Here is a 25,218-nt window from a genome sequence, read left to right on the forward strand (position 1 = left end):
ATGCTCCGCGTCTCCCTCTCCTGGCCTCTGGCGCTCGCGCTCGTCCTCTCCGCTTGCAAGCACGTCCCCACGGAGAAGGAGCGGCAGAGCTCGGAAATCCACTACAACCTGGGCGTGCAGGCGCAGCAGAGCGGCAACATCCAGGAGGCGCTCAGCGAGTTCCAGCGCGCCGTGGAGCTGGATCCGGACAACGCCGACGCGCAGAACGCGCTGGGCATCCTGCTGCACCTGTCCTTCCGGCGGCACGCGGAGGCCATCGAGCACTACCGCAAGGCCATCGAGGTGCGCCCGAACTTCTCCGAGGCTCGCACCAACCTGGGCAACGTCCACCTGGATCAGGGCCAGTACGACGAGGCCATCAAGCTCTACGAGCAGGTGCTCAACGACATGCTGTACCCCACGCCGTACATCGCCCAGGGCAACCTGGGGTGGGCCTACTACAAGAAGGGCGACACGGCGAAGGCGCTGGAGAACATCAAGGCCGCCGTGACGCTCAACCCGAGCTTCTGCCTGGGCTTCAAGAACATGGGCCTCATCTACGAGCAGACGGGGAAGACCGAGGAGGCCTGCACCCAGTTCGGCCACTACCGCGAGCAGTGCCCCGACGTGGCCGATGCGTACCTGCGCGAGGGCGTGTGTCTGGCCAAGAAGGGTGAGTCGGACACCGCGAAGCAGCGCCTGGAGACGTGCGAGAGCAAGGCCACGCAGCCCGCGCTGAAGGAAGAGTGCCGCCGTCTGCGGGAGCAGCTGTAGGCCAGGAGCGGACGTGGACCACGTCGACTTCGGCAAATACCTCTCCCAGCAGCGCGAGCTCCGGGGCATGTCGCGCGATGACATCTCCCGGGCGACGAAGATCCCTCCGAGCCTCGTGGCGGCGCTCGAGGAGGGGCAGGTGGAGCGCCTGCCCGCTCGCATCTTCGTGCTGAACTACATCCGGGCCTACGCGCACGTCATCGGCATGGCGCCCGAGGATGCCGTGCTGCGCTACGAGGAGGTGGACAAGGCCACTCCGGCGCCCACCCCGGCGGCGCTCGAGAAGGAGCGGCGGCGGCGCGCGTGGATGGGGCTGGCGATGATGCTCGTCGTCCTGGCGCTCGGCGTGTACGCGTTCCTGGTGGCCACCGGGAAGCTTCCACGCCCCTTCGCGGGTTGAGAGAGACCATGGAGCGGTTCGTCGACGAGGCGCTCGTGCTGTCCACCATGGACTACGGTGAGGCGGATCGGCTCGTGACGCTCCTCACCCGCGAGCATGGAAAGCTCACCGCCTTCGCCGCGGGGGCTCGCAAGAGCAAGCGCCGCTTCGCGGGGGCGCTGGAGCCCTTCATGCGCCTGCGCGTCCAGATCGTGGAGACGCGCGGCAGCACCGTGCGGCTTGACTCGGCCGACATCGAGGCCGGCTACTACACGGCCCGGCAGGACCTGGCGCTGATTGCCCGCGCCCTGTACTCCGTGGAGCTGTGCCGGGAGCTGACGCGCGACCACGAGCCCCACCCGGAGCTGTTCGCCCTGCTCGAGGAGTACCTCGCCCGGCTGGATGCCAAGGAGGCGGGCCCCACCTCGCTGCTCGCCTTCGAGCTGTCCGCCCTGGCCCACGCGGGCCTCATGCCCCGCTTCGACTGCTGCGCGCTGTGCGGCGGAGTTCCTGGCGAGCGGCCGCGCTTCGATCAGTCCCACGGCGGCGCGGTGTGCGAGCCGTGCAGCGGACGGGCCCGGGACGCGGTGGCCATTCCGCCGGCGCTCCTGTCGGGCCTGCGCGCCCTGCAGGAGGGACAGCGCACGCCGCTGCCCGCCGAGCTGAGAGCCCGGGCGCGCGGCCTGCTCAACGTCTTCATCGCGCATCACCTGGGCCGGCGCCTCAAGAGCGTGGACTTCATGGCCCAGGTCGGACTGGACTGACCTGGCACTGGGAGGGGAGTCATGACCGACGCGGCGCCGCGGCTCGACGTGGTGTGCATGGGCGAGACGCTGGTGGACTTCCTCCCCGCCGAGTCCGGGCGCCGGGTGCGAGAGGTGTCTTCCTGGTCCCCAGGCATCGGGGGCTCGCTCGCCAATGTCTCCGTGGGGCTGGCCCGGCTGGGCGCGCGCTCGGGGCTGGTGTCCGTGCTGGGCTCGGACGAGTTCGGCCACTTCCTGCGCGACCACCTGGCCGCCGAGGGCGTGGACGTCAGCCACGTGCGCCAGACGAACGAGGCCCGCACGGGGCTCGTCTTCATCTCCCTGGATGCGCGCGGGGAGCGCAGCTTCACCTATTTCCGGACGCGCTCGGCGGAGTTCCTCCTCGGCGAGCAGGACGTGGATCCGGACTTCCTCGGGCGGACACGGGTGCTGCACTGGGGCTCCAACTCGCTGCACCTGTCCGAGGCGCGCGTCGCCATGCAGCGGGCCGTGGAGCAGGTGCGCGAGGCCGGGCGCATCGTGAGCTGTGATCCCAACCTGCGCCTCCACGCGTGGGCCGATCCTCGCGAGCCCAAGGGCATCCTCGCGCGCATGCTGCCCCTGTGCACCGTGGTGAAGCTGTCCGAGGAGGAGATGCCCGTCGTCACCGACACCGCGGATCCGCGCGGGGCCCTGGAGGCCTTGAGCCGCTTGGGAATCCTGCTGCCCGTGGTGACGCTGGGAGAGAAGGGCGCCGCGTTCCTCTGGCGCGGCGAGGTGGTGCACGTGCCGGCCCCCGCCGTCCGCGTCGTGGACACCACCGGCGCCGGAGACGGCTTCGTGGCGGGCCTCCTCTACGGGCTGACGCGCCGATATGCGGATGCACGAGCGCTGCGCGAGGCCACCCGTGAGTCGCTCACGGAGCTGGTGACCTTCGCCTGCGTGATGGGCTCTCGCGTCGTCGAGCGGCTGGGGGCGGTGGCCGGACTGTCTCGCGCGGCCGAAGTCACCCAGCACATGCCCGCGGATCTGCGTCCGCGTTGAGAGGGCAGGGGACTCAGCCTCGCAGCGCGGCTCTCCCGAGCAGCGTGAAGGGGTGCTCCGCCACCGCCGCCACGCGACGGGCCTCCTGCAGCGCGGCGCTGGCCTGGGCGGCCCGCTCCACGCGCGCCGTGTCCTGGCCAGCTCCGACCGCCTGGAACTCCGGCACCGTCAGCCCGCGGCCCTTCCACGCGGTCTCCGCGGGGGCCTCGTAGCGCGGCGGCTCGGGCACGGTCAGGGACGGACCCTTGCTCACCGAGAAGTCCTGCGAGTCCTTCCAGAAGGCCTTGTACGTGGACTCGACCTGCTTGGCCTGCTGGGCGCGCGAAGAGGTGCCCTCCACCGCTTCCTTGAAGCGCTCCTGGAACTCCTTGCTGGTCAGCAGCCTCTCGAGCGTGCCGAGCGACTCCGGGCTCTTCCGGCTCGGCGCGTCGAACCCGTCCTGGAACCGCTGGCCCAGCTCCTCGAACCGGTCCTGGAACCGGTTCTGGAGCTGGGGCAGCGGCTCGATCGGGAGGCGCTCCCTCGGCTGCCCGCGGACCCCGTCGATGCCCTGCGCGAGCTCACTGGCTCGTTGGAACTGCGGACCTCGATTCCAGCGCTGGATGGAGTTCACACAGGTATTTACGGAGAATGCGGGAGAAAGTTACGCGTTCCCCGCGTTTCGCTTCCCATGTTCCCAGATCCAGGGAATTGACGAATCGCGTCATCCACCGTCCCGGCATTAATCCAGGAGGATCAAGCGGCCGGCCAAGAGGCGCCGTTCTCCAGTCGAGGGCGTGACCGGAGCCAGTGGCGCCGCTAGCATGCACGGCCGTTCATGCCCAGACAGGCGGCTTCCCCCGGGGTTGATCCCTACCGCGGCCGGAGAATCGGAAAGTACGAGATCATCACCCGTCTGTCCGTCGGGGGCATGGCGGAGCTCTTCCTCGCGTTCACCTCGGGGCCGGGAGGCTTCCGCAAGTTCGTCGCGCTCAAGCAGATCCTCCCGGACGTCAAGACGGACGAGTTCGTGAAGATGTTCCTGGATGAGGCCCGCATCACCGCGGCCTTCTCCCATCCGAACATCGGTCAGGTGTTCGATCTCGGCCTGGAAGAGGACGAGCTGTACCTGGCCATGGAGTTCCTGCCCGGCCAGAACCTCGAGCAGGTCATGATGGCGGCCAGCTACGTGCGCCCGCTGCCCATCGGCTTCGCGGCTCGGGTGGCCCGCGACGTCTGCCTGGGCCTGCACTACGCCCACCACTTCACCGCGCCCTCCGGCCGCAAGGTCGCCGTCGTCCACCGCGACATGGCCCCGCGCAACGTCATGATCACCTACGACGGCGTGGTGAAGGTGATCGACTTCGGCATCGCCAAGGCCAAGGGCCGCATCGCCCGCACCCACGTGGGCATGGTGAAGGGCACCAGCGGCTACATGTCCCCCGAGCAGGTCCGAGGCCAGGAGCTCGACGGGCGCAGTGACTTGTTCACCGCCGGCGTGCTGCTGCACGAGATGCTGTGCGGCCAGCGGCTGTTCGACACCACCGACGAAGACGCGATGATGCGGCAGATCGCCAACGCGGACATCGCCCCGCCGCGCGCCAGCAACCCTGACGTGCCCGAGGCGCTCGATGCGGTGGTGATGAAGGCGCTCGCGAAGGAGCCGGCGAAGCGCTTCGCCACCGGGCGCGAGTTCGCCAAGGCCATCGAGACGGCGATGGGGCCCCAGGTCTTCGACGAGGAGTCCGTCGCCGAGCTCATGCAGGCGCTCTTCGCCGAAAAGCGCCTGAAGACGCTCGCGCTGCTGGACTACGCCAGCCACGACGACGAGCGCGTCAGCAAGGTCGTCGAGGCGCTCCGGGACGAGAAGACGCTCGACGGCACCAGCTCCGAGACCGACGAGATCAGCGACGTCGTCCCCACGGCGCCCATGAAGGCGTTTCCCTTCGCGGAGTCGCCTCGCCCCGCCGCCCCGCGCCCCGCGACGCCCGCCCCGCGTCCTCCGCCGCCTCGCAAGTCGGTCTCCGGAAGCGAGCCGTCCTCGGGCCCTCCCAAGGCCCGGCCGTTTCCAGCCCCGGCCCGGCCGCTCCCGGACTCCTCGGCCCGCAAGGCGGTCCTCTTCGAGGAGGACGCGCCCACCCAGATCGGCCCCGTCCCCGGGATGCAGGCCGAGCGCCCCTCCACCCCCGAGCCGGAGGTGCGCGAGAGCCGGCGCAATCCGAGGATGGGCGTGTTCACGCTCGGCCCCGCCGAGCCCCCGGTGCCCGCGGCCCCCAAACCTCGCGAGGAGGAGCCGGAGATCTCGGAGCTGTCGGAGGTCTCCCGCGTGTCGCGCGTCTCCCGCGCGCTGCAGGGCCTCAACCGCCCCTCGAGGCGTGGGCTCTGGCTCGTCGCCGCCATCGTGCTGGTGGGCCTCGCGGTGCTCTTCATGCCCGAGGCCTTGAGGAGCCGCATCGGCTCCTTGTTCTCGTCCGCGGGGCAGTGGGCCGCCGAGCGATCCTCGGAGCCCAAGGCGGTGCCCGGTCCCCCGGAGACCGCGCCCACGCCCACCCCCACGCCGCCGTCACCGGATGCCTATGAGCCGCCGCCTCCCGCGGAGGAGAGCGCACCGGCTGAGCCCGCGGAGAAGGCCGCGAATGCCGCCCCCGAGACGGTGACCCCCGAGAAGTCGGAGCCCTCCGCGGCGCCTTCCCGGACGGCCCCCCCCGGAAGGCGGCGGCGGCGAAGCCCAAGGTGACCGCGACGCAGGAGCCTTCGGAGACCGCTTCGGACGCCTCGGAGGAGGCGGGTACACCTCAGGACCCGCCGGCAGCCCAGCCCGGGAAGAGTCCCGCGATCCGGGGGAAACCCGAGGGGCGCGAAACGCCGGAGCCCGCCGAGGAGACAGCCGAGCCTTCGGACACCTCCGTTGGCCCGGCGGAGGTGGATCCGTCCATCCAGCCGCTGGAGATTTCTCCTCCGTCCACAACGGAGGAGCCGCGGTAGTCACCGGCTGGCGGGGACGGGACGACCAACCCCGTGACGCGATGCGGAGACGCGGTTAGCATGGGGGCCTCGCATGGCGATTCAGGGAGCCCCCGCGGACGATCCCGACCGTGGGCGTCGCATCAGCAAGTATCAGATCCTCACACGGCTCTCCGTGGGGGGCATGGCGGAGTTGTTCCTGGCCTTCACCTCGGGGCCGGGCGGCTTCCGCAAGTTCGTCGCGCTCAAGCAGATCCTGCCGGACGTCAAGACCGACGAGTTCGTGAAGATGTTCCTCGACGAGGCCCGCATCACCGCGGCCTTCTCGCACGCGAACATCGGCCAGGTGTTCGATCTCGGGGAAGAGGACGGCGAGCTGTACCTCGCCATGGAGTTCCTCGCCGGCCAGAACCTCGAGCAGCTCATGAAGGCCGCGGACAAGCGCGATCAGCCGGTGCCCCCCGGCTTCGCGGCCCGCGTGATCCGTGATGTCTGCCTGGGCCTGCACTACGCCCACCACTTCGTCGACCCCACGGGTCGCTCCGTCGCGGTGGTGCACCGCGACATGTCCCCGCGCAACGTCATGGTCACCTATGACGGCGGGGTGAAGGTGATCGACTTCGGCATCGCCAAGGCCAAGGGTCGCCTGGGCCGCACGGCGGTGGGCATGGTGAAGGGGACGGGCGGGTACATGTCCCCCGAGCAGGTGCGCGGCCACGAGCTCGACGGGCGCAGCGACTTGTTCTCCGCCGGCGTGCTGCTGCACGAGATGCTGTGCGGTCAGCGGCTGTTCAACGCCCCCGGCGACGCCGCGATGATGATGCAGATCGCCGAGGGGGAGATTCCGCCCCCGCGCTCGATCAACCCGGCGGTGCCCGCGGCGCTCGAGGCCGTGGTGATGAAGGCGCTCACTCGGGACAAGGCGAAGCGCTTCGCCACCGGGCGCGAGTTCGCCAAGGCCATCGAGGCCGCGATGGGCTCCGAGCTCTTCGACGAGGAGCGGATGGCCGGGCTCATGGAGGAGTACTTCGCGGAGAAGCGCCAGAAGACGCGCGCGCTCCTGGAGTACGCCAGCCGCGATGACGCCCGCATCAGCGAGGCCGCCGGCGCCCTCCAGGACGAGCCCAGCGACCACGTGCCCACCGCGCAGGTGAAGCGGACCCCCAAGCCTCGCTCGGTGCCCACTCCGGCGCCGATTCCCCGCCCCAGCGCGGCCGGCGCTCGTCCGCGCAAGCCCGCGAGCAACCCCTCGCAGTCCGTCGTGCCTTCCACGCCCCGAGGCTCCCGGCCGCGGATCTCCGCCCGCACGGAGACGCCGGAGCCGCCTCCTCAGGAAGTCGAGGCGGACGAGGGCGTGGACACCATCTCGACGCAGCCTTCGCACAAGGCGATGCGTCCACCTCCTCGCCCGGCACCGCGCGCGGGAGGCTCCCTGCCGGGCCGGCCCTCTCGGACCAGTACGCCCCGTGAGACTCCGGTCGCCACCCAGGACGAGGAGAGCGGCAAGTCGAGCTGGGGCAGCCGGCTCTTCCTCCTGGCCTTCTTCGGCGCCATCGGCGGGCTGCTCTACCTCGAGCCCGTCCGCGCCATGCTCAGGCCCGGCTATGAGTCCGCCGTGGCGTGGGTGAAGACCGAGCTGGAGCTCGAGCCGCCTCCGCCCCCGCCGGACACGCAGACGTGGCCGCCTCCGCAGAAGCCGCGACCGCCGAACCCGCTGGAGCAGCCTCCTCCTCAGGAGGCTCCCACCGAGACGGTCAAGGCCGAGCCCACGCCCACCGAGCCCACGCCCACCGAGCCCACGCCGCCGGAGCCCGCTCCGCCGGAGCCCGCTTCGGAGGACACCAAGGCCGCGGACTCCAAGGGCACCGCGAAGCAGGGGAGCGCGATCGCCAAGGCCGGGCAGACCCCGCCCAGGACGGGCACCTCCAAGACGAAGGCGACGCAGAAGCCCGAGGAGACGACGCCCACGGCGGCCGCGAACCCGGCGGGCACCTCGTCGCCGCACCCCCAGGATCTCCAGGCCCAGCTGGCGCAGGAGCCCAACACCACGCTGGAGGTGGATCCCGACGGCGAGGCCGTGGTGGTGGACACCAAGGATCCCCGCAAGATGAAGAAGGCCGGGATCGGTCTGCTCACCCTCTACACCGTGCCTCGGGCGGCGGTGTTCGACGGCAACACGCTGCTGGGCACCACCCCGCTGATGAAGGTCCCTCTCCAGGCTGGCACGTACCGGCTGCGCATCCTGGATTCAGATGGCAACAGTCGGCTCTTCTCCGCTCCTGTCGTCGTCGCCAAGGACAACAAGTACACGATTACGGTTTCGGACCTCCCGATGTACACCCAGTGACTGTCGTCCTTGACGGTCCTGGACCCCCTCACTAGGGTCCGCGCGTCTTTGCCTTCGCCTTCGCGAAGGCCTCGCAGGGCGCTCAGACCATGTACTTCCAGGACCTGATCCTCACGCTCCAGAACCACTGGGCCCGCCAAGGGTGCATCATCGCCCAGCCGTACGATCTCGAAGTAGGCGCCGGTACCATGGCCCCCACCACCTTTCTTCGCGCGCTCGGTCCCGAGCCCTGGAACGTGGCCTACGTCCAGCCGTCGCGTCGCCCGGCGGATGGTCGCTTCGGCGAGAACCCCAACCGCCTGTTCCAGCACCACCAGTTCCAGGTCATCCTCAAGCCCGCGCCCAAGAACGTGCAGGAGCTCTACCTGGAGTCCATCCGCGCCGTGGGCATCGATCCGCGCGAGCACGACATCCGCTTCGTCGAGGACGACTGGGAGTCTCCCACGCTGGGCGCCTGGGGCCTGGGCTGGGAGGTGTGGTGCGACGGGATGGAGGTGACGCAGTTCACCTACTTCCAGCAGTGCGGCGGCTTCGAGTGCCGCCCCGTCTCCGCGGAGCTCACCTACGGGCTCGAGCGGCTCTGCATGTACCTGCAGAACGTGGAGAACGTGTTCGATCTCGAGTGGGTCAAGGGCGTGAAGTACCGCGAGGTGTTCCACCCCAACGAGGTGGAGATGAGCAAGTACTCCCTCCACGAGTCGGATCCGCAGATGCTCTTCGCGCTCTTCGACTCGTACGAGAAGGAGTGCAAGCGCCTCATCGAGCGCCAGCTGCCGCTGCCCGCGTATGACTACGCGCTCAAGTGCTCGCACTCCTTCAACCTGCTGGACGCGCGCGGCGCCATCTCGGTGACCGAGCGCGCCAACTTCATCAAGCGCGTGCGCGACAACGCCCGCCTGTGCGCGGAAGGGTACCTCCAGATGCGCGAGCGCCTGGGCTTCCCGATGCTGAAGACGGCGTGGACGGTGGGCGAGCAGCCCCCGGTGCTCGAGGGCAAGCCCGCCAGCGACTACTGGAACCACGTGAAGCTCAACAAGCCGGTGGAGAAGGCGGAGAAGGCGGAGGTGGCCCGTGGCGCGTGATCTGCTGCTCGAGGTGGGCGCCGAGGAGATCCCCGCGTCCTTCATCATCCCCGCGCTGGAGGATCTGCAGCGCGTGCTCACCGAGCGCATGGCCGCAGCCCGCCTCAAGCACGGCGAGGTGCGCCTCTTCGGTACGCCGCGGCGCCTGGCCGTCCTGGTGAGGGACGTGGCGGACTCCGGCGAGGACATCACCACCGAGAAGCTGGGCCCCAGCGCCAAGGCCGCCTTCGACAAGGAGGGCAAGCCCACGGTGGCCGCGACGAAGTTCGCCGAGTCGCTGAAGCTGCCGGTGAGCGAGCTGGGCCGCACCCAGACGCCCAAGGGCGAGTACCTGTCCGCCAAGGTGCAGGAGAAGGGCCGCCCGGCCCCCGAGATCCTCGCGGAGGCGGCGCACGCGGCGGTCCACGGCATCAACTTCCGCAAGTCCATGCGCTGGGGTGACGTGGACATGGCGTTCGCCCGCCCGGTGCAGTGGATGGTGGTGCTGCTGGGCTCGGACGTGCTGCCCGTGGTGTTCGGCGACGTGAAGAGCGGCCGCACCACGCACGGCCACCGCTTCCTGGCTCCGGGCGCCATCGAGCTGACCCGCCCGGCGGACTACGAGGCGGCGCTGGAGAAGGCGCACGTGGTGGCGGACATCTCCAAGCGCAAGGCCCTGCTGGTGGAGAAGATCCGCGCGGCGGCCAGGGCCACCGGCGGCCAGCTCCTGGAGGACGAGTCCCTGGTGGATCAGGTGACCAACCTGGTGGAGCTGCCCAACCCCGTGGTGGGCACCTTCGAGGAGCGGCACCTGGACCTGCCGCCCGAGGTGCTCGTGCAGGAGATGAAGAGCCACCAGCGCTACTTCTCCCTCACGGACGCCAAGGGCAAGCTGCTGCCGAAGTTCATCGCCGTGTCCAACACCCCGGTGCGCGACGAGAAGCTGTCCCTGCGCGGCTACGAGCGCGTGCTGCGCTCCCGCCTGTCGGACGGTCGCTTCTTCTTCGACGAGGACCGCCGCACGCCCCTCATCGAGCGCGTGCCGAAGCTGGCCCGCGTGGTGTGGCAGGGGCAGCTCGGCAGCTACGCCGAGAAGGTGGACCGGTTCCGGGCGCTCGCCGTGTTCCTGGCGGAGCGGACGGGCAAGGCCGAGCACCGCTCCACCATCGAGCAGGCGGCCACGCTGGCCAAGGCGGACCTCGTCACCGGCATGGTGGGCGAGTTCCCCGAGCTGCAGGGGGTGATGGGCCGCGAGTACGCCCGCGCCGCCGGCGAGCCCGAGGCCGTGGCCCTGGCCATCTTCGAGCACTACCTGCCGCGCAACGCGAACGACTCGCTGCCCACGCAGGATCCGGGCGCGCTCATCGGCCTGGCGGACCGCCTGGACACGCTGTGCGGCATCTTCGCCATCGGCAAGGCGCCCACCGGCGCGGCGGACCCGTTCGGCCTGCGCCGCGCGTGCCTGGCCGTCATCAACCTGGTGCTCGGGCGCGGCTACCGCTTCTCGCTGTCCGCGGCCGTGGACGAGGCGCTCAAGCTGCTGGAGCCGAAGATCCGCGACCTCAAGCGCAAGGCCGGCGAGCCCGCTCCGCGCGAGCAGGTGCTGGAGTTCTTCCGCGGCCGCCTCAAGGCGCTCTGGTCGGAGGGCTACCGGACGGACGTGGTGGAGGCGGTGCTCGCGGTGGGCTTCGACGACCTGGTGGCCGCGCGCAAGCGGCTGGAGGCGCTCAGCGGGCTGGTGGGCCGCGCGGACTTCACCCCGCTGGCCGTGGCCTTCAAGCGCGTGGTCAACATCGTCGAGAAGCAGGGCAAGGACGTGGCCAAGGGCCAGGCCAACCCCGACAAGTTCCGCGACGATCCCGAGCGCAACCTGCACGCCGCCTTCACCCAGGCGCGCGGCAAGGTGGCCGACTACCTCAAGGTGGATGACTTCTCCGGCGCCCTCAAGGAGATCACCAGCCTGAAGCCCGCGGTGGACACCTTCTTCGACAAGGTGACGGTGATGGCGGACGACAAGGAATTGCGCGAGAACCGCGTCCGCTTCCTCGTCGAGATCGGCGCCCTGTTCAACCAGGTGGCCGACTTCTCGAAGATCCAGGCCGAGGCCGCCGCCTGAGGAGGGCGGGCGGGCTGACGGCTGCGGAATAGGGGGGTTGCTTTGTAGTTGCTCGGGGAAGGGGTGGTTCCTACACTCCGCCCCCCTCGAATGCGCCCCCTCATTCTCATCTCCGCACTGGTCTGGGCGGGGTGTGCCGCGGAAACCACGCCGCAGCCCCCGCCCATCGACCGTTTCGTCTACCCCAGCGGCATCGTCCACCGGCAGGTGGATGGCTCCCCGAACGGCGCGCTGTACGTGGCGAGCGCCAACTTCGACAAGTGCTTCGACACGGGCGCGGTGCTGGCGCTCGACCTGGATGACCTGGGGCTGCCCGAGATCGGCGCTCCCGTGGGCCAGGCCGGGCCGGTGGAGGTCACCGACCTCCAGGTGACGCCCGAGGACACCGTGCAGATCGAGAGCTTCGCGGGGCAGCTGGCCCTGTGGAACCCGCCCGGTGGCACGCCGCGTCTCTTCGTGCCCACACGCGCCGAGGAGAACTTCCTGCACGCCATCAACATCCAGGGCAAGACGACCCTGGAGTGCGTCAACGGCCTGGGGAAGAACTGCGTCATCGGAGCGCTGTCGCTGACGCGGAACATCCCCGGCTCGGTGGAGGACCTGCCGCGCGCCCCGGCGCCCATCGGGGTGACCGTGAACGAGACGGGCGGCCAGCCCGAGCTGTGGGTGACGCACATCGAGGCCGCGGACTCGCCCGCTCGCACGGCGCAGAACTTCGAGACCTATCTGGTCCGCGTCCCCAACGCCGGCGCGGAGGAGCTGAGCGTCACGTCGGAGGACTTCATCCCGCTGGGCGCGGGAGGGCTCGCGGTGGGCGGCGCGCACGCGACGGCCATCGGGGACCGCTACGTGTACGCCACGGGCCGCTCCTTCGTGGCGGGCCAGGCCACGCAGTTCGCCTCCTTCTTGCTGCGCCTGATCGACCGCACCGACACCAGCCGCATCCTGGATACGGGCCTGAGCGACGTCTACCGGACGCTCGAGGCGCGCGACCTGGTGCGCGTCCCGCTCGGCGGGGACCGGGATCGCCTCTACATCCTGGCCCGGGCGCCGGACACGCTGCTCATCGTGGACGTCGAGAACGCCAGCGCGGCCCGCCCGCGGTTCCTGGTGGTGAACGCCGTGCCGCTGCCGGACGGGGCCAGCGCCATCCAGGTGCTTCGCCGCGGCCCCCCGGGCGACGAGCTCATCGCCGTCACCTGCACCGCCACCACCCGGACGCAGGGCGTGCTGGTGCTCTACGACACGAAGCTGGGCCAGATCGTCCGGCAGGTGGGCGACGTCGGCCGCCAGCCCTACGGCCTCGCCCTGGATCAGCGCGCCACGGGCGCCGCCCGCCTCTATGTGACGAACTTCGGCGACGGGCGGGTCGCCGTGATCGACATCCCCAACATCACACGGCCGCAGGAGGCGCGCCTGGTGGCCTACCTCGGTAAGCGCCAGGGACGCGACGTGAAGCAGGGGACCTCCACGTGCCAGCAGGAGACCGAGCCTTGAAGCGTCTACTCCTCCGCCTCGCGCTCGGCGTGGGGCTCCTCAGCGGGTGCTCCGAGTCGCAGACGACCCAGACGGCCGCGGGCCTGTCCGGGACGTATGATCTCACCTCCGTCGGCAGCTACGTCTTCGTCACCTCGGCGGACCGCAACGAGCTGCGCGTCCTGGACCTCGCGGCCAGCCCGCGTGACTGGGTCCGGGCGCCCAACCCGCTGGAGCCGCTCTCCATCCCGGTGCTCCGTCGGCCGCTCTACCTGGCGCGAGACGTCCGCTACGACGCGGAGGGCAAGCTGGCCACCGGCCCCTATGTCTACGCGCGCAGCGCCGGCACCGAGGACCTCTCCGTCGTCGCGGCGGACCCGGCGTGGTTCAAGGAGGTGATGCGCCTGGATGGGCTCGGGTTCGTCACGGCCTTCGCGGCCCGCGGCCCGCGGCAGGAGGGTGGCAACAGCGTCCTCTACTACGCCACGCAGTCCGAGACGGGCTCCAGGCTCTTCCGGCTGGAGCTGCCGGGACCCGAGCTGCTCCAGGGCATGGACAGCGCGTCGCTCCGGGGCACGGAGATGCCGCTCGCGGCGGCGCTGACCGATGAGGCGGTGACCGCGCTGCTCGTGCTGCCGTCCACCGCCGCCGAGGAGCACATCGTCGTGGCCACGCGGAAGACGTCACCCACCGCGGCCCGGGGAGACCGGACGTTCCGGCTGGACGTGACGACCGGCGCGGAGATTGCCGAGTACCAGTTCGGCGGGCCCGTGCGCCTGCTGGCCACGCACCCGGTGGTGTCGGATCTGCGCCTCGACCTGCTGAATCCAGACAATCCGGAGGACGAGACGCGGTTCTGCGACCTCGACGACACGCTGCCTCCCCGGGCCCAGCCGGACTCGAGGCAGAAGAGTCCGCTCCTCGCCGGGACGTACGTCTTCGGTGCGCTGGACGAGAGCGTCTGCCAGCAGGCCGATCAGGAGGCCTGCTCGGGCATCCTCGCGGTGGATGCCGCCACGGGGGCGCGGGCCGTGGACTTCTCGGGCCAGCCCATGCTCCCCATCCGCGTGGGGCAGGCGCTGCCCACCGGCTTGACGCTCGCGGCCGATGCCGATGTGCGCATCCGCTGCGGCACCACGGTGCAGATCCAGCGCCGTCCGCTGGTTGGCATCGTCCCGGCCTCGGATGGGCGGATCAACATCTTCGATGGGGCGAAGCTGCGCTCGTTCGATCTCAACATCTACACCGAGTCCGGCGGCAACGTGCTGACCAACGGCGCCGCCGGGCAGTCCAACAACGCGGTCGTGGACATCACCGGGGCGAGCAAGGACGAGGCGCTCGCCGGGCGCTCCGCCTCGCTGTTCATCAACCTCACCGTGAAGGAGGGGGCCACCCGCGACGACACCTTCCGCGTCCTCTACGAGGGCGGCCTCCAGGGCCTCTCGGGGCGGATCTTCTCGGAGAGCACGGCGCAGTGCTCGGAGAGCGGCTGCTCCTTCTTCGTGGACCCCGAGGCCGTGCTGACCGGCAGTGGGGGAGAGCTGCCCATGGTGCGCCCGGGCGACATCCTCTCGCTGACCACCGGGGAGGAGGCCTGCGCCACCGAGCTCTCCGTGGCCGCCACCCGCGTCGATCCCCTGCCTGACGGCCGCCAGCGAGGCGTTCTCACGACGGGCCCCCTGCCGGCCGACTGTGCCAGCCCGACCCGGTTCACTGTTCGAGGAGGCGCACAATATCCGCTGGTGGTGTACAGCGACGCCAGGGGCTACCTGGGGCGCATGCCGCTGACGGATTCCTCCTTCCCCATTCCCGGCGGCTACTACTTCCGCCCGGCGGGCCAGACGGAGGACCCGGCCTTCAGCACCGTCAGCGCCTACCTGAACGTGGCCAATGCGGGCGAGCTCGCTCTGACGCGAGGGGATCAGCTCATCGTGTCGAGCGAGTCGGGGCTGCTGTCCTACTCCGCGGACGTGGACACCTCTTCGGTGACGTCCGGGCTGGCGGCCTACCGGCTCCCCGGGCCCGTGGTGCATACACGGGTAGGAGACGTGGATTTCGCCTATATTGCCTATCCCTCGGCGGATGGCATTCTCCAGGTCTCCCTTGAAGGCCTGGTAGACAACACTGCAAACATCAGAGGTCTGGTGCCCTTCGAGTAACTGGGCGGGACAGGGGGCCTCTGCTATCGTTTCCCACCTCTCAGACTTTCCGAGTCGACAACGATGATTGACCAGAACTCCCGCCCCGCTCGCAAGGTTGGAATCGCCGACCACCTGTGGGAGACGTTTGAAGAGATGGCCCAGCAGATGGGCTCGGACCGCGACGCGCTCATCAACCAGGCGCTCTTCATGTTCGCGCGGCTCAACGGGTTCATCGAGGTGGGCAAGCCCGCCCGCGCCGAGGCCCCGGCGCCGCTCAACGTGGTGCCCGCCGCCTCGCCGCCGGCGCCCGTGCGCCCCTCGTCGGCCTCGCCCTCGGTGGGCAAGTCCGGCCCGCCGGTGCTCTCGGCCGCTCCTGGTCCCTCCCGCCCCGCGCCGGTCCGCGACGAGCCGCCCTCGCGGCAGCCGCCGCGCCCGGTGGATGATCGCCCCTCCGCCAACGCCCTGGACAATGATCCGGTGCGCCGCGAGGTGGCCGAGCGCGTGCTGGAGACGGCCGCCGAGCTCGAGCGCCTCATCAAGGGCAAGAACGAGCCGCCCCAGCCGGTGGACGACGACTCCGTCGAGGACGACTCGGTGCCGCCCGACGTGCCCGAGGACTCCGGCCTGCAGGACATGCAGGACGAGGAGCCGCCTCCGGACGAGGACGAGCACATGGAGGACGAGGCCCCGCCCGAGGAGGAGGAGGGCACCTCGCTCTTCCTCATCACCGAGGGTGGCGATCAGCAGAAGATCGTCAACGAGCGCTTCGTCATCGGCCGCGGCAAGCACTGCGACTTCGTGATCAACTCCGGCAAGGTCTCCCGTGAGCACGCGGTGATCCTCCGCGAGGGCAACGAGTTCTTCATCGAGGACCTGGGCTCGTCCAACGGCACCTGGTTCAACAAGCAGCGCATCAAGCGCCGCAAGGTGGAGGACGGGGACGAGTACTTCATCTGCAGCGAGAAGATCCGCCTCGTCCTGCGCTGAACGGATCGGGGCCTTCCGGGCCCTCGGGATGTTCGCCAATTGACGGACTGAGGGGCTCCCTGCTTTATTCCGGGAGCCCGGTCGCGAGTCGGCCGGGCTTCGGATGACCCCTGTTCAGACCGTGCTGTGGACAGTCCTGGGAGTGGCCCTGGTGATCTCGGTGGTGACGGATGTCCTTCGCCAGCGGATCCTCGATGTCATCACATACCCCTTGATGGGTATCGCGCTCGGGGTGCGCCTGTGGAGTGATGGGGTGGGGGATCTGGAGAAGGGGCTGATCAGCGGGCTGGTGTCGGGGGTGGGGCTGGCGGCGCTGCTGTTGCCCGGGGCGCTGCGGGGGAAGATGGGGTGGGGTGACGTGAAGTTGATGGGCGGGGTGGGGGCGGTGCTCGGCTTCCCCGCGGTGATGGCGGCTGGGGCCTTCATCTCCCTGGCGGGCGCCTTCCAGGCCGTGGTGACGATCATCTGGAAGGGTGAAGTCTGGGACACGCTCGCCGCCGCGGGGAGACGGTGGGCGGTACGGGCCCGACTGCTGCGCGCGGACACCGCGCCCGTGACGCAGCGGCACATTCCCTATGGGGTGGCCATCGCCCTGGGGACGTTCTGGGCCATGTGGTGGCAGCAATCCAACTCGAGTTAGCTCGGCTTCGACGCGCAGAGGGGATCCGCACGATGTTCACACGCTTCACGCACCACGCCGCCGCGCTTGGCGTCTTCCTGGCGCTCTCCGTAGGCGGCTCCGCCCTGGCCCAGGAGGGCAGCACCATCGCCCTGGGCGTGGGCACCCAGAAGGTGATCACCGTCCCAGGCATCACCAAGATCGCCCTGGGCGATGCGAGCGTCGCCGAGGTGAAGAACCTCTCGAACAGCCAGATTCTGATCACCGGTCAGAACGAGGGCAAGACGACGCTCCTCATCTGGAAGAGCAACGGCCAGCGCGTCAGCTACCTGATCGCCGTGCGCCGCCAGGACCCCAGCGAGATCATCACCGAGATCAAGAAGCTGCTCGGCGAGATCGAAGGCGTGTCCGTGCGCATGGTGGGTGACCGCATCTACCTGGACGGTCAGGCCTACACCACGCAGGACGCGGACCGCATCGACCAGGTGGTGTCGCTCTACCCGAACGTGAAGAGCTTCGTGAAGATCGCGCCCAACGCCAAGAAGCTGGTGGCGCAGAACCTCAACGCGGCCTTCCAGAAGGCGGGCCTGCGCAACGTGCAGGCCAACGTGGTGGGCGCCACCATCTTCCTGGAGGGCTCTGTGGAGAGCCAGCAGGACCTGCAGAAGGCGGAGCTCATCACCAAGGCCATCGGCGAGAAGGTGGAGAACCTGCTGGTGGTGGGCATCAAGCGGATGATCCTCTCCGAGGTGCAGTTCGTGGAGATCCGCCGCAACAGCCGGGACCGGTACGGCATCCGCTACCCCACGGACATCTCCGGCAACGTGACGGCCGGCGCCAACTTCGCGCAGGACCTGTACCCGGGCACCTTCGGCTCGGCCTCGGGCAACGCGACGGTCAGCGCGAGCTCGGAGCTGTCCGTGGGCTTCCAGGCCAACGACGGCTACGGCCGACTGCTGGCCCAGCCGAAGCTGGTGTGCGCCAGCGGTGAGAAGGCGGAGTTCCTCGCCGGCGGCCAGGTGCCCATCCCGCTCATCACCAACAACCAGTTCTCGGTGGAGTTCAAGCCCTACGGCGTCATCCTCAACCTGCGCCCCACCGCGGACCGCAACGGCAACATCCAGACGGAGATCGAGGCGGAGGCCTCGGAGATCGACACCTCGGTGGCGGTGTCCTTCGGCGGTTCGGCCTCCATCCCCGGCTTCCGCACCCGCAAGGTGAAGACGAACGTCACCGTGCGCCACGGCGAGACGATCGTCCTGTCCGGCGTGTTCAGCCACGACGAGCAGAAGGCCGTGTCCAAGCTGCCCGGCCTGGGCCACATCCCCATCGTGGGCGAGCTCTTCAAGAACCGCGCGTTCGACTCGACCAAGCGCGAGCTGGTCATCTTCGTCACCCCGCGCATCGTCAACCCGGACTCGGACAAGATCCGGACGATCATCGAGGACGTGAAGAGCCGCTACAAGCAGGCACGCAGCGAGGTGAATTTCAACATCTTCGACTGAGCGCGCACGCGGCTGCCTGCTCGGCCTGGGGCCGGCCTCGTCTCCACTCGGAGGCGGGCGCCGGCCTCGCCATTTCCACCCCTTGCGAAACCCGAGCCACCCTCTTTGAGCCTGGGAGGGTGCTTGGTACCATCCGCCCCCATGTTTCTAGTCACGCTTGCCGAGAAGGGTGGCGGCACGGAGCAGATCGAGTTCGAGAAGAACGAGATCACCATCGGCCGCCTCGCCGGGAACGACATCGTCCTCGCCAAGGGCAACGTCTCCAAGTACCACTCGAAGATCGTTGAGAAGGACGGCAAGTTCATTGTCCTGGACATGAAGTCCACCAACGGCACCTTCGTGAACGGCAAGAAGATTGCCGGGCCGCAGGTGCTCAAGCCCACGGACAAGGTCTTCATCGGCGACTACATCATCAACGTGGAGCCGCTGGAGGACGCTGGCGGTGACGCGGGGGCCGAGGAGGAGCCGCCTCCCGAGGAGGGCTACGACGAGGGCTACGAGGGCGAGGAGCCCTACGAGGAGGAGCCCTACGAGGAGGAGCCGCCCCCGCCCGCGCCCATGCCGGTGCGCGCCCAGCAGGCGCCCGCGGAGGTGGAGAACTCCAAGAAGAACATGCCGGCGTCGCTCGCCGCCGCCCTGCGCCGCAACAAGCGCAAGGTGGATCCGCGCATCGAGCGCTACACCCGGCTGCAGAAGGAGATCCATGACCGGCTGATCGAGTACCTCGACCTGCGCCGCATGGACATGGACCGGCTCGGCGACGAGGAGCTGTGGCGCAGGACCGAGAAGGCCATCCGCGACATCATCGACCAGATGGACGCGGACCAGGAGCTCCCGGAGGACGTGGACCGGGAGGAGCTGCTCACCGACGTCATCAACGAGGCGCTGGGGCTGGGGCCCCTCGAGGCGTTCCTCGCGTCGGAGGAGATCAGCGAGATCATGGTGAACCACGCCAACCAGATCTACATCGAGCAGCGTGGCCAGCTGACGCTGTCGGAGAAGACGTTCTCCTCCAACCAGGCGGTGCTCGGCGTCATCGAGCGCATCGTGGCGCCCATCGGCCGGCGCATCGACGAGTCCAGCCCGCTGGTGGACGCGCGCCTCAAGGACGGCAGCCGCGTCAACGCCATCATCCCGCCGCTGGCGCTCAAGGGCCCGTGCATCACCATCCGCAAGTTCAAGAAGGACGCGCTGAAGATCCAGGACTTGATCAAGTTCAAGACCATCACCGCGCAGATGGCCGAGTTCCTGGAGATGTGCGTTCGGGCGCGCAAGAACATCGTCATCTCCGGCGGCACGGGCTCCGGGAAGACGACGACGCTGAACATCATCAGCTCGTTCATCCCCGAGGGTGAGCGCATCATCACCGTGGAGGACGCCGCCGAGCTGCAGCTGCCCCAGGAGCACTGGGTGCAGCTGGAGAGCCGCCCGCCCAACCTGGAGGGCAAGGGCGCCATCACCATCCGCGATCTGGTGAAGAACTGCCTGCGCATGCGGCCCGACCGCATCGTCGTGGGCGAGTGCCGCTCCGGCGAGACGCTGGACATGCTCCAGGCGATGAACACGGGCCACGACGGCTCGCTCACCACGCTGCACGCCAACACGCCGCGCGACGCCATCGCCCGGCTGGAGACGATGGTGCTCATGTCCGGCATGGAGCTGCCGGTGAAGGCCATCCGCGAGCAGATCGCCAGCGCCGTTCACATGATCGTGCAGCAGACGCGCTTCTCGGACGGCACGCGGAAGATCTGCTTCATCACCGAGGTGTCCGGCATGGAGGTCGACATCGTGACCCTGCAGGACATCTTCTATTACAAGCAGGACGGCTTCACGGAAGACAACAAGGTGCGCGGGCGCTTCGTGGCCTCCGGCTTCGTGCCCAAGTTCTACGATGACCTGCAGCGCAAGGGCATCCCCGTGAACATGAGCATCTTCCGCGAGGACTAGCGCCGCCATGCCTACCCTGGTCGTCCGTCATCCCGACGGCAGCGAAACCGAGCACGAGCTCACTGGCGAGCTGAAGATTGGCCGCCAGGATGGCAACGATCTGATCCTCAGCGAGGGCGGCGTCTCTCGCCAGCACGCCAGGCTCTACGTCGAGGGCGGCAAGGTGGTGCTGGAGGATCTCGGCAGCGCCAACGGCACCTACGTGGACGAGGAGCGCATCGAGGGGCCCACCGTCCTCACGCCCCAGTCCCAGGTGGTGCTGGGCGACTACGCGCTGAAGCTCAAGGGCAGCGCGCGTGCGAACACCTCCATGGCCGGGGCTCGCGGCAGGCCCCCGCGCTCCGGTGCCTCGGCGCCCGGGCTGGGCTCCGAGGAGGGGGCTCCCAGGGCCACCCGCGCGCTGCCCAGCGTCAAGCCGGCGCGGCCTCCGGGCTCGTCGCTGGCCAGGCGCGAGCGCCCGGCCCCGGCGGAGGCTCCGGCCGCGGGCGCGGGGCCGGTGCTCCGCGGCCTGACGGGCCCCTGGGCGAACAAGACATATCCCCTCAAGGGCAAGGTGATGGTGGGCCGCGCGCCGCCGGCCGCCGTGCTGCTGGAGGACGACTCGATCAGCCGCAAGCACGCGGAGCTGGAGCGCAACGCGCGCGGGACGGTGCTCCTGCGCGATCTGGGCAGCGCCAACGGCACGCTCCTCAACGGCGAGCGGCTCGGCCAGGAGCCGGTGGAGATCTCCCCGGGCGACATCATCCAGTTCGGCATGGTGGAGGTGGTGTTCGAGTCGGGTGACGAGGCCAGCAGCGCTCCGTCGCGCCGGGGCGAGAAGGGCGCGGCGCCGGCTCGGGGCAAGGGCGGCGATCCGAGCGACGCTCCGCCCGCCGACAAGCGCAAGAAGCTGCTCGTGGTGGCGGCCGCGGCGGTCGGCGTCCTGCTGGTGGCGGGCGTCGTCAAGCAGCTCACCGCCTCGCCGGCGCCACCGCCGGAGCTCGTCGGCGCGCAGGGGCCGCAGGTGGATCCCCAGGCGCAGCTCCAGGAGTTCCTCAACGAGTGCCGCTCCTTCGCATCCATGGAGCTGGGCAACGAGCCCCAGTGGGGCAAGGCCGAGGCCGCCTGCGACAAGGCGCTCAACATCGATCCCATCAACAGCGAGGCCAACACCCTCATCAAGCGCATCAAGCTGGAGAAGGAGGCCTCCGAGTACTTCACGCAGGGCTCCAAGCTGCTCCAGCGCCTCAAGGAGGATGAAGCGCTGGATCTGCTGCGGAAGATTCCCAAGGAGAGCCAGTACTTCCGCCGCGCCAAGATCAAGGTCGACGAGGCGATGGAGCAGGTGAAGAAGAAGGCGCTGGATGACTGCAAGCGCTACCTGAACGACAACCAGTGGGCCGCGGCGGTGCCACGCTGCGATCGCTACATGGGCTTCTGGTGCCAGGGCGTGGAGCGCGAGGAGCTGGAGCCGCCGCTGGGCTTCACCCTCTCGCTGGAAGGGCGGATCGGCAAGAAGCAGTGGCGCCCGAAGGACAAGCTCTTCGTCCAGTTCCTCCAGGCGCGCAAGCGGCTGGATCCGCAGATGGAGCCCTGGAAGTGCCCGGTGACGGACTTCGGCGCCAAGGAGGTGGTCGAGGGCCCCGAGGGGATGGTGAAGAAGATGTTCAAGGAGCGCTACCCCAACGCCTACATGGCCGCGGCCATGGTCGACTACTGGGCCGGGCGCGGCAACGAGGCCTTCGCCAAGCTGCAGAAGGTGCGCTCCAACTACGAGCTGGCCTCGCTGCACGGGCAGGTGGACCTGCTGCTCCAGGACGTGGGCGCCGTGGACAACCTCTTCAAGACGGGCTCCTCGCTGCTGGCGACGAACGACGTGGAGAAGGCCGCCGAGCCGTTCGACGAGGCGCTGGAGGTGGACAAGCGCGTCATGGGCGAGCTGTGGGAGCGCGCCCCGTCCTTCTACCGGCGCAGCATCCAGCAGGACATCGCCGACAAGGCCTACAACCACGGCCGCGACTGGGCCAAGCGCGAGGATCAGCGCCGGGCGTGCCGGATCTGGAAGGTCGGCTTCCGCTTCTACAAGGGCAACACGGACCTCATCCGCGTGCTGAGCAACGTGTGCTCCACGCAGGGCACCCGGCTGTTCTCCTCCGCGGGCCGCTGCGAGGATCTGGCCGAGGTGCTCGAGTGGGCGGTGCCGGGCGACGGGCTCGAGGAGAAGGTGGCCAAGAAGCGCGAGGAGGGCGGCTGCAAGTAGCTGCCCGGGCAGGGCCCCAGGCGCCCGCCGCGGCGCCTGTGAGGGGCGTGGACAGGGCCGGACAGGCGCGCTAAGGCCGGGGCATGGTCCCGAGCTCCACGGGCTCCGCGCCCCGTCTCACCCTGATCGACGCCTCGAGCTTCATCTTCCGCGCCTACCACGCCATTCCTCCGCTCTCCACGAGCAAGGGGGTGCCCACCAACGCCGTGCTGGGCTTCACGCGGATGCTGCTCAAGGCCATCAAGGATCTGCAGCCCACGCACCTGGCGCTGGCCTTCGACAAGGAGAGCCGCACCGAGCGCCAGAAGATCGATCCCAACTACAAGGCCAACCGCGAGGGCCCGCCCGAGGATCTGGTGCCCCAGTTCGAGCTCATCCGCAAGGTGGTGGAGGCGCTCAACGTGCCCGTGCTCGAGGTGGCCGGCTGGGAGGCGGATGACGTCATCGGCACCCTGGCCAGGCGCGCCAAGGAGGAGGGCTTCTGCGTCGAGGTGGTGACGGGCGACAAGGACTTCATCCAGATCGTCGACGAGGACGTGCGCCTCTTCGATCCGATGAAGGACGTGCACACCGGCCCGGCGGAGGTGAAGGCGAAGCTGGGCATCGAGCCCAGGCAGATGCGCGACTACCTGGCGCTGGTGGGCGACGCGGTGGACAACGTGCCCAAGGTGCCCGGCATCGGCCCCAAGACGGCCACCGAGCTCATCCAGCAGTTCGGCGACGTGGACACGCTGCTGGCCCGGCTGGACGAGGTGAAGAAGCCGAAGATCCGCGAGGCGCTGGCCTCGCACCGGGACTCGCTGCTGATGGCCCGGCAGCTCGTCACGTTCAAGACGGACCTGGATCTGAAGATCACCATCCCGGAGCTGGCCCGGCGCCCCATCCACACGGACAAGGCCAAGCAGCTCTTCACGGAGCTGGAGTTCTACCGGCTGGTGGCCGACCTGCCCACGGACACCGCCGCCGCGCCCAAGCCCGCCGAGGCGCCCGTGCCCGCGGCCTCCGCCACACCCGCCGCGCTCCTCACCACCGAGGAGGAGCTGAAGGCCTTCGCGGACGCCGCGCGCGCGGCGGGCTCGCTCTTCCTGGTGCCGGCCTACGAGGGGGCTCCCTTCACCGCGCCGCTGGTGGGCCTGGGGCTGGCGCTGCCGGACGGGCGCACGGCCTACGTGCCCCTGCGCCACCAGCAGCTCGGCGCCCGCCAGGTGCCTCCGGCCACCTTCACCACCGTGATGCGCTCGCTCATCGAGGACGCGGCGGTGAAGAAGGGCGGGCACGATCTCAAGGCGGCCGCGCTGGTGCTCGCCGGCGGCGGGATGACGCTGCGCGGGGCTCATGACGACGTGGAGCTGCTCAGCTACCTGCTCAACCCCTCGCGCCGGGAGCACGCGCTGGCGGACCTGTCCCGCGAGCGGCTGAGCACGGAGCTGCCCGAGCTGCCAGCCTCCACGGCGGGCAAGAAGGGCAGGGCGCTGGCGGACCATGTGCCGGAGGAGGTGGCGCAGGCGTACGCGTCCCGCGCGGACGCGGCCCGGCGGCTGGCCCCCACGCTCTGGAAGGAGCTGGAGGAGGCGGGCATGGCGAAGCTGGCGCGCGAGCTGGAGCTGCCGCTGCTGCCGGTGATCGCGCGGATGGAGCAGCGGGGCGTGAAGCTGGACACCTCCGTGTTCCAGACGATCTCCGCCAAGGTGGACGCCGAGTGCGAGTCCCGGGTGAAGAACATCCACCAGCTGGCCGGCGAGGAGTTCAACGTCGGCTCCAACCCGCAGCTGGCGCAGGTGCTCTACGAGAAGCTCAAGCTGCCCGTGCTCAAGAAGGGCAAGACGGGGCCCTCCACCGATCAGGAGGTGCTGGAGAAGCTGTCCGAGCAGCACCCGCTGCCCGGCGCCATCCTCGAGTACCGCTCGCTGTCCAAGCTCAAGAGCACGTACCTGGACACGCTGCCGGGCCTGGTGGCGAAGGACGGGCGCATCCACACCACCTACCACCAGGCGGCCACCGCCACCGGGCGGCTGTCCTCGTCGGATCCGAACCTGCAGAACATCCCCGTGCGCACGGACCTGGGCCGGGAGATCCGCCGCGCCTTCGTGGCCGAGCCGGGCCACCAGCTCGTCTCCGCGGACTACAGCCAGGTGGAGCTGCGGCTGCTGGCCCACATCGCCGAGGATCCCGTCCTCATCGACGCCTTCCAGCATGACGAGGACATCCACAGCCGCACCGCGGCGGAGATCTTCGGCACCACGCCGGACAAGGTGGATCGCGATCAGCGCCGGGTGGCGAAGACGGTGAACTTCGGCATCGCCTACGGCCTGTCGCCGCACGGCCTGTCCACGCGCCTGGGCATCCATGTGGAGGAGGCGCGTGACATCATCGAGCGCTACTTCACCCGCTACGCCGGCATCCGCCGCTACCTGGAGGACACCGTCGCCCAGGCGCGGCGCACCGGCTACGTGGAGACGATGTTCGGCCGGCGCCGGCTGATGGCGGATCTGCTCTCGCGCAACCGCCAGGTGGCCCAGGCCGCCGAGCGCGCCGCGATCAACATGCCCATCCAGGGCACCGCGGCGGACCTCATCAAGAAGGCCATGCTGGCGGTGGACGAGGCGCTCACGAAGGAGCAGCTGCGCACGGTGATGCTGCTCCAGGTGCACGACGAGTTGCTCTTCGAGGCGCCGGACGCCGAGGTGGAGCAGGTGAAGGAGCTGGCGCGCCGCTGCATGTCGCAGGTGGCCACGCTCAAGGTGCCGCTCAAGGTGGACGTGGGCGCGGGGAAGACGTGGGCGGACGCCCACTGAGCGACCAAAAAAATACGCGGGAGAAGCGCCGACCCCCGACGGCGCTCCCCCCGCGTCCCCCTCCCCAAAAACACGGCCGACCCGTCCGACCGACGAGGCGCGCGGACCCCCATCCACGCGTCC

At 69.6% G+C, this 25,218-nt stretch carries 17 protein-coding genes; 16 read left to right on the forward strand and 1 reads right to left on the reverse strand.

Annotated features, from left to right (window positions below; translation table 11 throughout):
- From tgl to KY572_RS38310, 4 genes are read left to right on the forward strand one after another with little or no spacing between them, the layout of a single operon-like run.
- The gene (tgl, locus tag KY572_RS38295) at positions 1-753 is read left to right on the forward strand and encodes a social motility TPR repeat lipoprotein Tgl (protein WP_224248673.1); all 753 of its coding nucleotides are present in this window, start codon (positions 1-3) and stop codon (positions 751-753) included.
- Positions 754-766: 13 nt separating this feature from the next.
- Positions 767-1,153, forward strand: coding sequence for a helix-turn-helix domain-containing protein (locus KY572_RS38300; RefSeq protein ID WP_224248674.1), 387 nt, complete (start codon positions 767-769; stop codon positions 1,151-1,153).
- Positions 1,154-1,161: 8 nt separating this feature from the next.
- Positions 1,162-1,896, forward strand: coding sequence for a DNA repair protein RecO (gene recO / locus KY572_RS38305; protein ID WP_224248675.1), 735 nt, complete (start codon positions 1,162-1,164; stop codon positions 1,894-1,896).
- Positions 1,897-1,917: 21 nt separating this feature from the next.
- Positions 1,918-2,919: a carbohydrate kinase family protein gene (locus tag KY572_RS38310; RefSeq protein WP_224248676.1), complete on the forward strand. Its 1,002-nt coding sequence runs from the start codon at positions 1,918-1,920 to the stop codon at positions 2,917-2,919.
- Positions 2,920-2,932: 13 nt separating this feature from the next.
- Here KY572_RS38310 and KY572_RS38315 read toward each other — a convergent pair whose 3' ends face one another.
- The gene (locus KY572_RS38315) at positions 2,933-3,532 is read right to left on the reverse strand and encodes a hypothetical protein (RefSeq protein ID WP_224248677.1); all 600 of its coding nucleotides are present in this window, start codon (positions 3,530-3,532) and stop codon (positions 2,933-2,935) included.
- Between the two features lie 204 nt (positions 3,533-3,736).
- Here KY572_RS38315 and KY572_RS38320 point away from each other — a divergent pair, with 204 nt between their 5' ends.
- The 12 genes from KY572_RS38320 to polA all read left to right on the forward strand — a co-directional run bounded on the left by KY572_RS38320 (position 3,737) and on the right by polA (position 25,095).
- Positions 3,737-5,635, forward strand: coding sequence for a serine/threonine-protein kinase (locus KY572_RS38320; RefSeq protein ID WP_224248678.1), 1,899 nt, complete (start codon positions 3,737-3,739; stop codon positions 5,633-5,635).
- A gap of 321 nt (positions 5,636-5,956) precedes the next feature.
- The gene (locus KY572_RS38325; RefSeq protein ID WP_224248679.1) at positions 5,957-8,209 is read left to right on the forward strand and encodes a serine/threonine-protein kinase; all 2,253 of its coding nucleotides are present in this window, start codon (positions 5,957-5,959) and stop codon (positions 8,207-8,209) included.
- An 89-nt stretch (positions 8,210-8,298) separates the two neighbouring features.
- Entirely contained in the window at positions 8,299-9,291 is a 993-nt protein-coding gene (gene glyQ / locus KY572_RS38330; protein WP_224248680.1) for a glycine--tRNA ligase subunit alpha, read from the forward strand.
- Positions 9,281-11,386, forward strand: a complete 2,106-nt coding sequence (glyS, locus tag KY572_RS38335) for a glycine--tRNA ligase subunit beta (RefSeq protein WP_224248681.1) — start codon at positions 9,281-9,283, stop codon at positions 11,384-11,386. The genes glyQ and glyS overlap by 11 nt, the downstream gene beginning before the upstream one ends.
- 90 nt (positions 11,387-11,476) lie before the next feature.
- On the forward strand, positions 11,477-12,883 hold the full coding sequence (locus KY572_RS38340; protein WP_224248682.1) for a YncE family protein: 1,407 nt from the start codon (positions 11,477-11,479) through the stop codon (positions 12,881-12,883).
- The gene (locus tag KY572_RS38345; RefSeq protein ID WP_224248683.1) at positions 12,880-15,021 is read left to right on the forward strand and encodes a hypothetical protein; all 2,142 of its coding nucleotides are present in this window, start codon (positions 12,880-12,882) and stop codon (positions 15,019-15,021) included. The genes KY572_RS38340 and KY572_RS38345 overlap by 4 nt, the downstream gene beginning before the upstream one ends.
- Before the next feature lie 63 nt (positions 15,022-15,084).
- Positions 15,085-15,990: an FHA domain-containing protein gene (locus KY572_RS38350; protein WP_224248684.1), complete on the forward strand. Its 906-nt coding sequence runs from the start codon at positions 15,085-15,087 to the stop codon at positions 15,988-15,990.
- 103 nt (positions 15,991-16,093) lie between these two features.
- Positions 16,094-16,630: an A24 family peptidase gene (locus KY572_RS38355; protein ID WP_224248685.1), complete on the forward strand. Its 537-nt coding sequence runs from the start codon at positions 16,094-16,096 to the stop codon at positions 16,628-16,630.
- A gap of 32 nt (positions 16,631-16,662) precedes the next feature.
- Positions 16,663-18,114 (forward strand): type II and III secretion system protein family protein, encoded by a 1,452-nt coding sequence (locus KY572_RS38360; protein WP_224248686.1) that lies wholly within the window; start codon positions 16,663-16,665, stop codon positions 18,112-18,114.
- Between the two features lie 141 nt (positions 18,115-18,255).
- Positions 18,256-20,061 (forward strand): ATPase, T2SS/T4P/T4SS family, encoded by a 1,806-nt coding sequence (locus KY572_RS38365; protein WP_224248687.1) that lies wholly within the window; start codon positions 18,256-18,258, stop codon positions 20,059-20,061.
- 7 nt (positions 20,062-20,068) lie between these two features.
- A complete protein-coding gene (locus tag KY572_RS38370; RefSeq protein WP_224248688.1) occupies positions 20,069-22,300 on the forward strand; it encodes an FHA domain-containing protein in 2,232 nt (743 codons plus the stop codon).
- 83 nt (positions 22,301-22,383) lie between these two features.
- A complete protein-coding gene (gene polA / locus KY572_RS38375) occupies positions 22,384-25,095 on the forward strand; it encodes a DNA polymerase I (protein WP_224248689.1) in 2,712 nt (903 codons plus the stop codon).
- The last annotated feature ends 123 nt before the right edge of the window (positions 25,096-25,218 follow it).

The organism is Hyalangium gracile (genome assembly GCF_020103725.1).
Classification (GTDB): domain Bacteria; phylum Myxococcota; class Myxococcia; order Myxococcales; family Myxococcaceae; genus Hyalangium; species Hyalangium gracile.